Raw genomic sequence first — 11,845 nt, 5'->3', positions numbered from 1 at the left:
TAAGCAAATATACTAATATTTTAGGCTTTCAAATCTTGATTTTCTTAGGATAATAGAAGGAGTTATTTCCTTTTTTTAATGAGCAGAAGTCCTAAAAATGTTATTAAACCGTTAATTGGAAGTAATTCGTAGCCCAGTGTATAACCACCTAATTTTTCTGGTGGAATTGCACCAACAATCGAAATGATAACAGCAGAAATAAGTGCCACGATCCACACATACTTATCTTTTATTTCGAATTTGGTAAAAATGCCGAATGCAAACAATCCGAGTAATGGGCCGTAAGTATAACCAGCTACCGTTAATAGGCTATCAATGACATTACTTGTCAGCACATACTTAAAAATTATTATGACCAGAACTAATAATACACTCATGGCTATGTGTATTCTTTTTCGAAGTTTTTTCTGCTGATCCTGCGGTCTTTTATCAATATTTAAAAAATCCACACAAAATGAAGTGGTAAGCGATGTAAGTGCACTATCGGCACTACTATATGCTGCCGCAATCAAGCCAAGCATAAATGTAACGGCAAGTGTAATACCAAGGCCACTATTTAAAGCAATTTCCGGGAAGAGTAGGTCTGTTCTTGGCTTTCCATCCATTAGTGGCACTTCGACATTATTCTTATTCGCATAGATGTATAATAAGGCACCCAATAGCATAAATAAAAATGTAGCAATTACCAGTACCACACTGAACGATACCATATTTTTCTGTGCGTCTTTTAGCGATTTACAGGTTAGATTTTTTTGCATCATATCTTGATCTAGGCCAGTCATGCATATGGTGATGAACATGCCACCAAGAAAAGATTTTACAAAGTGACTTCGTTCTAAAAAGCTATCGGTAACAAAAACCTTATCGTAGTTTTTTAATTCTTCTGAAGCAAGAAATTCACTAAATGACCATCCTAAACTATCATTAATGAAGTAAATGGATAAACCGACAGCTAAAAGCATAAATAGGGTCTGTAATGTGTCTGTCCAAATAATTGTCTTTATGCCACCTTTATTTGTGTAAACCCAAATCAATAAAATGGAAATTATAACCGTGATTTCAAAAGGTACATTCCAAGCGTCAAACACAAATTGTTGCAAAACAATTGCCACTAAAAACAATCTAAATGCGGCGCCAATAACCCTTGAAATAAAAAAGAAAAACGCACCGGTTCTATGGCTTACCACACCGAATCGAGTCATGAGATACTCGTAAATGGAGGTGACATTATGTTTATAATATATAGGCAAAAGCACAAAAGCAACAACAAAATAACCAAACATATAGCCAAGTACTACCTGAAAATAACTAAACTGAGAACCTTCTATCCAACCTGGTACAGAAATGAAGGTAACTCCGGAGAGTGATGCACCAATCATTCCAAATGCAACAATATACCACGGTGATTGTTTATTTGCTCTAAAGAACACATCGTTATTGTCCTCTTTTCCAGTTAAGTAAGAAATTAAGATAAGAATACTGAAGTAGCTCACAATTAAAATCAGTATTGAAAATGGTGACATTTAGGTATTATTAAGGATATTTTTGGAAAAGTACTATTTTTGGAAAAATTAGCTAACCGAAATTAAAAAAATATGAAAAAGATTGTTTTTTATTTTGTATGTCTGTTTGCTTCACTAACATTATCGGCACAAGAATATCTTGATTTAATTGCAGAAGGAGATCACACCGTTCAATATATTACAGAACGTGCCGAAGCTTACTTTGATGAAGTGGGTAGAGATAGAGGTACTGGATATAAGCCATTTAGAAGATGGCAATATTTCGCAGAACGTGCCATGGATGAAAATGGCTATTTAAAAACTCCAGAATTTTACTATAATGAACTTATAAACTACAATGCACGATTGAATAATGAAGGCGTGCTGTCAAGAACTACAGTCGGAACATGGGAAGAAATGGGACCAACCTACTGGAATGCGACGTCAGGTTACAACCCAGGAGTAGGCCGTATAACATCTATTGCTGTAGACGAAGCTAACTTAAACCATATCATTGCCGGTAGTCAAACAGGTGGTGTTTGGAAAAGTCTGAATGGCGGTTCAACTTGGACTGTGTTAACAGATAATTTATCAAACATAGACGTTTATTCATTGGCAATAGATCCACTAAATAGTAACATTTATTATTGGGGATCGACGGGTGGGTCTATTTTTAGATCGACTGATGGTGGTGCAACGTGGACACTCCATGGAAGTGGATTAGGAGGAACGGTAAATAGAATTTTAATTGATCCAACTAATACATCAAAAATGTATGCAAGTGCACAAAGCGGAGGATTATTTAAATCTATAAATGGTGGTTCAACATGGACATCTATAAACACTAGTGCAACAACTGGTTATGATTTTCAATTTAAACCAGGAGATACTAATACAATTTATGCCTCAGGGACTCAATTCTTTGTCTCTACTGATGGTGGCCTAACTTTCAATACTAGTGATGGTTTAGGTGCTTGGACGCAAGAATATGTGAGTGGTTCAACCGATTGGACAACATCTGGTTCAAACCAAAATGGTACAGTCTCACCAAGAACAGGTAATAGCATGGCACTGTTTTATATAGGTAATTTTTCGCAGCCAAAAACTAGATTGGTTACTCCATCATTAAATTTAGCTGGAGCGGTTAATCCAAGTGTAAATTTTTCCTATACCAATGTCAATTGGGCAGGGGATATAGATGAGCTGAGAGTATTTTATAAAACATCTGCCGGCGGAAATTGGACCCAAATCGCAGAGTATACAGCAGAATCAACAATCTGGGCAGATATTACTTTAAATCTTCCAAACCCTACTGGTGATTATTATGTTGCATTTGAAGGTACTTCCAACTATGGAAGGGGATTAACCTTAGATGATATTTCAATTGAAACAAATAATTTAGGAACAGTTTTCTCAGATGGTTTTGAATCTGCACCAAACAATTTTTCCTCAGGTGTTAAGATGATAGGTGTTTCACCAGATGACCCGTCAGTAGTTTACGTTGTAGAAGCAGATGGTAATGTATTTGGCGGTTTTCACAAGTCAACCGATAGTGGTATAACCTTCTCGCAACTTAGTCATCCTTTTCAAAATTACTTCGGGTATGATTCCAATGGATTTGATAATCTTGGACAAGCACCAAGAGATATGGCCATAACAGTTAATCCGAATGATGTTAATGATGTTCATATTGCTGGAATAAATACTTGGCGCTCTACAAACGGTGGTGTGTCGTTTAATATAAGTTCTCAATGGACACCTGGAGGAGCTTTTAATGAAAATATTGGCTATTGCCATGCAGACGTTGATATCATGTTTTTTGCTGGCACTGGCGCAAATGCAAAATTATTTGTAGGTACAGATGGTGGGATTTTTAGAGCAGAAGACCCAACTACAGTAAACACAAATTATTATACGGATTTGACCCCAGGTATGGGGATTCGGCAGTTTTACAAAATTGGTATAAGCCAAACGGATCCGGTGATCGTAACAGGAGGTTCTCAAGATAACGGATCCTCTGTTTTAAGAGCTGATGGGAATTGGTACGATTGGTGGGGCGCTGATGGTATGGAAGGATTTGTAGATAAAAACAACACTCAAATTTTATATGGGACATCACAGTTCGGATCATTTGTAAAATCCTTAAATGGCGGCAATTCTGTAATTGGCGTTGATCAACCAGATGGAAAGGGAGGTCAAAGTAACTGGAATTGGATTGTGCCTTTTGAACAGGATCCAATAATTCAGAATACTATTTATTGTGCTTTTGATCAGGTCTACAAATCAATAAATGGAGGTAGCTCATGGACCCCTGCTTCCCAAAATTTTGGTGCTAGTGTTGACCATTTAAAAATAGCACCAACTGACAGTAACAAAATGTATCTAGCTATAGATGGTGCTTTTTGGTACACCTCCAATGGAGGATTATTCTGGACACAATCTGGATTAAATCTTGGTGGTGGTCGAGTAAATAGTATTGCAGTACATCCAACAGATCCTGATAAAATCGCTATAGCAACAACCAATAGCACTAAAGTTTATGTAAGTATAGATGGTGGCCTGTCATTTACAGGAATTCCTTGGGATCTTCCTAATTTTTCTGCTCAGGCTGTAGCTTGGCAGGATAATGGAGAAGATGGTCTCTATGTAGGTATGAATTATGGCGTTTATTACACCGATAATGATTTAGGAAATACATGGATTCCATTTAATAACAATCTTCCAAATGTTAGAATCAATGAACTTGAGATAAACACGGCAGATAATAAGATTTATGCTGCTACTTATGGCAGGGGATTATGGCGTTCTAACTTATATGATGCGGCCCTAAGTATAAACGAATTTACTATTGAAGACTTTAGTATTTATCCAAACCCAGCAGCAGATGAGGTTAATATTAAATGGACAAAATCAGACGACGTTAGTGTAAGAATCTATAATACCCTAGGTAAGTTAGTATTTTATTCTAAAAAGTTAAATTTAATTAATGGTCAGCGTATTGATGTTTCAAATTTTGAGGAAGGAGTATATTTCGTAAAATTGAATAGTTCTTACGGTGAATTAACCAAAAAATTAGTTCTAAAATAAGAACAGGTTTATTATAACAAGTTCAATTATTACTACTTAATAATTGGACTTTTTTATTTTTAGGAATGAAGCTAAAAGCTGTAACTTCGCAAACATGGAATTTTCTTCTAAATTACTTGAAAATGCTGTTAATGAAATGTCTCAGCTACCTGGAATAGGTAAGCGAACTGCCTTGAGGCTTGTTTTACATTTGCTTCGACAACCAGACACTCAAACATTTCAATTAGCAGATGCCCTTTCAAAAGTAAGAGCCGAAATTAAATTTTGTAAATCATGTCATAACATTAGTGATAAGGACATTTGTGAGATTTGCGAAAATCCAAAAAGGCAAACGGATATAATCTGTGTAGTTGAGGATATTAGAGATGTCATGGCAATAGAAAACACAAGTTCCTTCAAAGGTTTGTATCATGTTTTGGGAGGAAAAATTTCACCTATGGATGGGATTGGACCGCAAGACTTAACTATTAAGGCGCTTGTGGAAAAGGTTAAAAAGGGAACTGTTAAAGAATTAATTTTTGCCATGAGCCCGACGATGGAAGGCGATACGACCAATTTTTACATTTTTAAGCAAATCCAAGGTATGGATGTTGCTACGTCGACTATTGCTAGAGGTGTCGCGGCTGGAAATGAGCTAGAATATACTGATGAGATTACATTGGGAAGAAGTATTGTTGATAGGGTTCCGTTTGAGGCCTCTCTTAAATCATAAAGTTCGGTGAAACTTTCTGTTATTATCCTAAATTACAATGTTCGTTATTTTTTAGAATTATGTTTAAAAAGTGTCGAAAGGGCTATCTCCAATCTTGATGGTGAAATTATCGTCGTAGACAATAACTCAACTGATGGAAGTTGTGAGATGGTAAAATCTCTTTTTCCGAAGGTCATACTAATCGAGAATAAAGAAAACTGTGGTTTTGCTAAGGGTAATAATATTGGTGTTAATAAAGCAAAAGGCGAGTATCTCTGTATATTAAATCCTGACACGGTTGTTTCAGAGGATACTTTTGAGAAAATTATTGAATTCTACGATGTCAAGCCCAACGCAGGAATAGTAGGATGCCATCTTATTGACGGTACTGGTAGCTTTTTACCAGAGAGTAAAAGAAACATTCCAACACCAACAGTAGCATTAAAAAAAATGCTAGGATGTAGTAAATCCTATTATGCCAATCATATAAATGAAAATGAAATTGGTATTGCAGACATATTTGTTGGTGCATTTATGTTTTTGAAGACGTCAATTTATCGTGAAACTGGAGGATTTGATGAAGACTATTTCATGTATGGTGAAGACATCGATTTATCGTATAGAATAAAAAAGGCAGGCTATCAGAATTATTATTTCGGAGAAACATCTGTTATTCATTTTAAGGGAGAAAGCACGTTAAAAGATACTATTTATGCTAAACGGTTTTTTGGCGCAATGCAAATCTTTTACAAAAAACATTTTAAGCGTAATTTGGTATTTGATACAATTGTCGGGATAGGCATTAATTTGTCCAAACACCTAAAATTTTCAAAAGTCGAAAAGCCAATATATATAAACAACATCTTTGTTTATTCGGATAAAACAGAAGGCGGTTTTAAAGGGATAAATAATAGAAAAGTTCATATACTTGAAAATCTGGAAGCAGAGCTTACACCTAACGCAATGCTTATTTATGACTGCGATTACATAAGTTTTACGAGTATAATTTACGATATAAGAAAAAGGCGTCTACAGAAAAATCTGGTATTTCGGTTTTTACTTAAGGGTAGTAATTTCATTATTGGAAGCGATTCTTCTGTGAGGAGAGGTGCTGTAGATAAAATTTAACCTACTTTTATGATGCATAAAAACCAACAAATTATTGGTTTTTTTATTAATTTTGCAGGCAATTAGCGAATAAGGACCTTCAAATTAAAGATATGGCAAAGTTTGAACTTAAGTTACCTAAAATGGGCGAGAGCGTTGCAGAAGCGACAATTACCTCGTGGTTAAAAGACATAGGTGATACCATTGAAGCAGATGAAGCTGTTTTGGAAATTGCAACCGATAAAGTAGATAGTGAAGTGCCAAGTGAAGTTGATGGTGTTTTGGTTGAAAAATTATTTGAGATAGACGATGTTGTTCAAGTGGGTCAAACCATTGCTATTATTGAAATTGAAGGTGAGGATACCGAAGTAGCTCAAGGGCCAAAAGAACAGCCTAAAGCTGAACCTATAAAAGAAGAACATGTAGAAGAAGTTGTTCAAACTGTAGTTGCTGCAAAACAGACGGTTGAAGCCGTAGTATCTTCAGAAGATCGCTTTTATTCACCATTGGTTCGAAATATAGCTAAGCAAGAAGGTGTATCACAGTCAGAACTAGATAGCATTCCTGGAAGCGGTAAAGATGGCCGAGTTACTAAAAATGATATTAAGGCCTATTTAGAAAGTAGAGGCACAAAACAAGAGGAGGAAGTTAAAACCAAACCTGTTGTACCGCAAGAGCCTGTAGCGAAACATACTTCACCAGCACCAATACAAGAACAAAAGGTTGCACCAATTGTTGCTTCGGGAGATGATGAGATAATCGAAATGACCAGAATGGGTAAACTCATCTCAAAACATATGGTAGACTCAGTACATACATCTGCTCATGTGCAGTCGTTTATTGAAGCTGATGTCACCAACATCTGGAATTGGAGAAATAAGCACAAGGATGGTTTTAAGAAAAGAGAAGGTGAGAACCTAACCTTTACACCAATATTTATGGAAGCAGTGGCGAAAGCATTGCGAGATTTCCCAATGATGAATATTTCTGTTCAAGGTGAAAATATCATTAAGAAAAAACACATTAATCTTGGTATGGCAGCAGCCTTACCTGATGGAAATTTAATTGTACCTGTAATCAAAGATGCAGATCAGTTGAATTTATTAGGTATGGCTAAGAAAGTTAATGACTTAGCTAATAGAGCCAGAATAGGTGCACTACAACCAGACGAAATACAGGATGGAACTTATACAGTTACAAATGTTGGTACATTTGGGAGCATAATGGGAACTCCAATAATTAACCAGCCGCAAGTGGGTATTTTAGCACTTGGCGCAATAAGAAAGGTGCCCGCAGTTATTGAAACGCCTGATGGAGACTTTATAGGTATCCGTTACAAAATGTTTTTATCACATTCATATGACCATAGAGTTGTTAATGGGGCATTAGGAGGTCAATTTGTCAAAGCTGTGAAAGACTATCTTGAAGCTTGGGACATGGATAGAGAAATTTAAATTTATACCAAATAGATTTAAAGTAAAAAGCGCAGATAAACTCTGTGCTTTTTTAGTTAACAAAACCTTCCCAGCGTCTCATATAGTTAATAAAGGTTTTACTTAAACCTTCATTTAGAAGATAGCCTTCTGTTACGGGATTTTTAATCGGTTCAAAATTTGGGTTTTTAATAACTCTTTTTGGGAAATCATGATGCAATATTGCGGATCGACCTATGGTTGCAAAATCAACACCTGAATCGAGTACTTTTTGTACATCTTTGCCAGTTCTAATATTTCCTGCTACAGTAAGTTTTACGTTTTTATAGTCTAGTTGAAGCACGTGCTCAAGGAGACTTAGTTTGCTATCTGGAAATTCCTCAGGAGTTTTAAAACAATCCCAAAGTGAGAGGTCCAAAAAGTCGATATTATAGTCGTTAATTAATGTTTGACTCACTTCTTTCATTTCACTCAAGTACATTCCAAAACGTTCGGGTGAAAGTCTAACACCCAATAAAAATTCCGGACCACATTTTTTACGAATACCTCTCACAATTTCGAAGAGTAATCGTGCTCTATTTTCTAATGATCCTCCATACTTATCTTCACGTTGATTAATTTTTGAACTTAAGAACTGTGTCAAAATATAACCATGAGCACCATGGACTTCAACACCATCATAGCCACAATCCTGAGCTCTTACAGCCGCATTGATAAAATCCTCCCGTAATTGTCGAACTTCTTCAATACTTAGTGCTCTAGCATTATGTTTTTCATTGTCAGATGGGCAAACGGCTTTAGTCTTTATCACCTCAAATGGTGATCGCATACCAGCATGATGTAATTGTACAACGGCAAGACTGTTATAAGACTGAATTTTAGAAGCCAGCCTTAAGTGCCCCTCCTTATGTTCGTCTGAAAAAATACCAAGTTGCCCACTAAAACCTTTGCCAATCTCTTGAACGTGAGATGCGCACGTCATAGTTAAGCCAAATCCGCCCTTTGCACGCAGGGTTAGCCAATTGAATTCGTCTTCAGATAGTTGTCCGTTTTCATTACTTTGCTGATTGGTTAAAGGTGCGAGCATAAATCGATTTTTCATCGATAGCCCACAGTTAAAGTGAATAGAAGAGGCAGGATTTGTATTCATGAATAAAAAATTTAGTACGAATTTCGACTATTTTAATAATATCCTCAAATTTCATTTATGGGCATCTAGTTTCCTTAATTCGACTACCTTTGCAAAAAAATATGGCCCATGCAGTTGAATCTTAATAAACCCATTTGCTTTTTCGATTTAGAAACTACTGGAATTAATATTTCAAAGGACAGAATTGTAGAAATTTCAATCCTAAAAGTTTATCCAAATGGCAAGGAAGAATCTTATACTAAATTGGTGAACCCAACAATTCCTATTCCCCCTGAGGTAACCAAGGTACACGGAATTTCTGACGCTGATGTGGCAGATGCATCAACGTTCAAAGAAATAGCAAAGGAGGTTCACAATATTATAAAAGACTCCGATCTCGGAGGATTCAATTCTAATCGATTTGATATTCCCTTGTTGGCAGAAGAGATGCTCAGGGCCGAGGTAGATTTTGATATGAAGAATCGAGTTGCTGTAGATGTTCAGACCATTTACCATAAAATGGAACAACGTACATTGAGTGCAGCATACAGGTTTTATTGCGACAAAAACTTAGACGATGCGCATAGTGCGGAAGCAGATACTAGAGCGACCTTTGAAGTTTTAAAGGCTCAGCTTTCAAAATATGAGACTCTAGAAAATGACACCAAGTTTTTAGCTGAGTTCAGTTCGCGCAAAAAATTTGCAGATTTTGCAGGATTTTTGATATACAACAAGGAAGGAGAGGAATGTTTTTCTTTTGGAAAACACAAAGGTAAGCGGGTAGTTGATGTTATGGAACAAGAACCCGGCTATTTTGGATGGTTATTAAATGCAGACTTTCCTTTATATACAAAAAAGGTATTAACGGCTATAAAATTGAAACAATTTAATAATAAGTTAGATTAAATCCATTTCTGAATGAAGCTCATTTGTATTGGCCGTAACTACACAGAACATATTAAGGAACTTGAAAATGAAAGGCCAAAAGATCCTGTAGTTTTTATAAAACCCGACACTTCAATTTTATTGAAAAAAATGCCTTTTTTTATTCCAGATTTTTCTGATGAGATTCATCATGAAGTAGAAGTTTTGGTGAAAATAAAAAAGGTAGGAAAGTATATTGATAAGAAGTTTGCCCATAAATATTATGATGAAATTGGGCTTGGAATAGACTTTACTGCAAGAGATTTGCAAAGCCAATTAAAGTCAAAAGGGTTGCCTTGGGAGAAGGCCAAAGCTTTTGATGGCGCCGCAGTTATTGGTAAATGGCTGCCCAAAAATCAATTTGACAATATAGATAACATTTCTTTTAGTTTAGAACGAAATGGAGAAATTGTTCAAACTGGTAATACTGAACTAATGCTTTGGAAAATTGATGAGCTTGTAGAATATGTATCAAAATATTTTACGTTGAAAATTGGAGATATTATTTTTACCGGAACTCCGGCAGGAGTTGGTAAGGTTTTTGCAAATGATGAATTAAAAGGATATATTGAAGACCAAGAAATGTTTTCAATCAAAATTAAATAGATGGCAGAACATTATAAATTAGATCGCGTAAGAGAAATGGCAGATAACGACGAAGATTTCGTTATGGCTTTAGCGGCAGCCTTCATTGAGGAAGTACCAGTTGATGCAGAACGTTTAAGGATCGCCGTACCAGAAAATGATTACTATGAAGCTTATCAGGCAGCTCATAAAATGAAACCTACCTTAGAACTTTTTGGTATAAAGGCCTACCATGCATTGCTCGAAGTTCAGGATTGGGGAAAATTTGAACAATCGGAAAAGGATATTACTTTACAATTACAGACTGTTTTAGACGGTGTTGAAAAGGCAACAGCAGAAATTAAATCTGATTTTAATTTATAATCATTTAATTCCCAAAACATCTTTAGACATATGCATGGTAACAAGCATATGTGGCAAATCAACCGTTTCAGCTATTTTAAGGTCTCCGGCAAGGGAACAAAGGGCATAGGCCTCATTTTCGCTTAATCCATGCTCCTCCATTAGATAATCTACCATATATAAGGTCGCTTTTTTAGCAGCAATATCAATGGTTGTTCCATAGCCTGTGGTAGCATAATAATCATCCGTTTCATATTGAGGCTCTTTTATGGACTTGTTTTTAATTAATTCGATCTCGTAAACGATTCTTAATGGCACTTCTATGGCTGTACCACATACTTCGCCCAAACCTTGTACAGCATGGCCATCACCGATTGAAAACAAACCACCTTCAACAAATACTGGGAAATATACTGAGGTGCCAACTGTCATATTTGGATCATCCATATTTCCGCCGTTCGCTCTAGGCGGAATAGTACTAAGAAGCTCTGAGGTTGCCGGAGCCACACCCATAACCCCTGGGAAAGGATTTAGCTTTAGTTGAATGGAATCGTTAAAATTAACCTTAGTTTTATTATTCTTTAGGTCATATAATCGCAGGTATTCTCCTTTAATTGAGTCAGCTACAAAGCTAAAACCAGGATATATGGCATTCCAGCCCCAATCTCCAATCTCAATTTCATGTAAGGTCACCTTTAATACATCGCCTGGTGCTGCACCTTCAACAAAAACAGGTCCTGTTAATGGGTGAATTGGATCAAAATTGAGATTTTTAAGATCATCAATTGTTGAATTTAGATTAAACTGCTCATCACTGGCATCTTCAGTGAAAGCCTCAATGATAGCGCCGGATTTTACTGTAAGTATTGGTGCAATAGTGCTACTGAATTTATTGTGTGTCTGGTCCTTAGTTAGAGTGTATTCTGGTTTTACTTTCTCCTCTATCAACTGAGTATCAGTCGATGCTTTTTCCATTTTATCATTACATTGATAAAAAACGGAACTAAATAGTATACAGTACAGAAGCGTTTGGAAAATAGTTTTA

Annotated in this window: 10 protein-coding genes; 7 read left to right on the top strand and 3 right to left on the bottom strand. The window is 36.0% G+C overall.

What is annotated here, in order from left to right; all coding sequences use genetic code 11:
• Positions 1 to 62: 62 nt before the first annotated feature.
• Entirely contained in the window at positions 63 to 1,523 is a 1,461-nt protein-coding gene (locus LBU54_RS05605) for a sodium:solute symporter (RefSeq protein ID WP_224526974.1), read from the bottom strand.
• Positions 1,524 to 1,595: 72 nt separating this feature from the next.
• Here LBU54_RS05605 and LBU54_RS05600 point away from each other — a divergent pair, with 72 nt between their 5' ends.
• From LBU54_RS05600 to LBU54_RS05585, 4 genes are all read left to right on the top strand, one after another.
• On the top strand, positions 1,596 to 4,589 hold the full coding sequence (locus LBU54_RS05600; protein WP_224526971.1) for a VPS10 domain-containing protein: 2,994 nt from the start codon (positions 1,596 to 1,598) through the stop codon (positions 4,587 to 4,589).
• A gap of 94 nt (positions 4,590 to 4,683) precedes the next feature.
• Positions 4,684 to 5,301 (top strand): recombination mediator RecR, encoded by a 618-nt coding sequence (gene recR / locus LBU54_RS05595; RefSeq protein ID WP_224526968.1) that lies wholly within the window; start codon positions 4,684 to 4,686, stop codon positions 5,299 to 5,301.
• 6 nt (positions 5,302 to 5,307) lie between these two features.
• The gene (locus LBU54_RS05590; RefSeq protein ID WP_224526964.1) at positions 5,308 to 6,408 is read left to right on the top strand and encodes a glycosyltransferase family 2 protein; all 1,101 of its coding nucleotides are present in this window, start codon (positions 5,308 to 5,310) and stop codon (positions 6,406 to 6,408) included.
• 92 nt (positions 6,409 to 6,500) lie between these two features.
• Positions 6,501 to 7,841, top strand: coding sequence for a dihydrolipoamide acetyltransferase family protein (locus LBU54_RS05585; RefSeq protein WP_224526962.1), 1,341 nt, complete (start codon positions 6,501 to 6,503; stop codon positions 7,839 to 7,841).
• Positions 7,842 to 7,893: 52 nt separating this feature from the next.
• On the opposite strand, the gene LBU54_RS05580 is transcribed toward LBU54_RS05585, so the two are convergent.
• On the bottom strand, positions 7,894 to 8,970 hold the full coding sequence (locus LBU54_RS05580) for an NADH:flavin oxidoreductase (RefSeq protein ID WP_224526960.1): 1,077 nt from the start codon (positions 8,968 to 8,970) through the stop codon (positions 7,894 to 7,896).
• A 108-nt stretch (positions 8,971 to 9,078) separates the two neighbouring features.
• Here LBU54_RS05580 and LBU54_RS05575 point away from each other — a divergent pair, with 108 nt between their 5' ends.
• From LBU54_RS05575 to LBU54_RS05565, 3 genes are read left to right on the top strand one after another with little or no spacing between them, the layout of a single operon-like run.
• Complete coding sequence (locus LBU54_RS05575; RefSeq protein ID WP_224526959.1) at positions 9,079 to 9,855, top strand: 3'-5' exonuclease; 777 nt, start codon at positions 9,079 to 9,081, stop codon at positions 9,853 to 9,855.
• 12 nt (positions 9,856 to 9,867) lie between these two features.
• Positions 9,868 to 10,479, top strand: a complete 612-nt coding sequence (locus LBU54_RS05570) for a fumarylacetoacetate hydrolase family protein (RefSeq protein ID WP_224526957.1) — start codon at positions 9,868 to 9,870, stop codon at positions 10,477 to 10,479.
• On the top strand, positions 10,480 to 10,821 hold the full coding sequence (locus tag LBU54_RS05565; protein ID WP_224526955.1) for an Hpt domain-containing protein: 342 nt from the start codon (positions 10,480 to 10,482) through the stop codon (positions 10,819 to 10,821). It abuts the gene before it with no gap.
• Here LBU54_RS05565 and LBU54_RS05560 read toward each other — a convergent pair whose 3' ends face one another.
• Positions 10,822 to 11,775 (bottom strand): acetamidase/formamidase family protein, encoded by a 954-nt coding sequence (locus LBU54_RS05560; protein ID WP_224526953.1) that lies wholly within the window; start codon positions 11,773 to 11,775, stop codon positions 10,822 to 10,824.
• Between the last annotated feature and the right edge of the window lie 70 nt (positions 11,776 to 11,845).

Source organism: Winogradskyella alexanderae (assembly GCF_020166335.1).
GTDB classification, from domain to species: domain Bacteria; phylum Bacteroidota; class Bacteroidia; order Flavobacteriales; family Flavobacteriaceae; genus Winogradskyella; species Winogradskyella alexanderae.
This window is presented reverse-complemented; position numbering and strand designations above follow the sequence as displayed.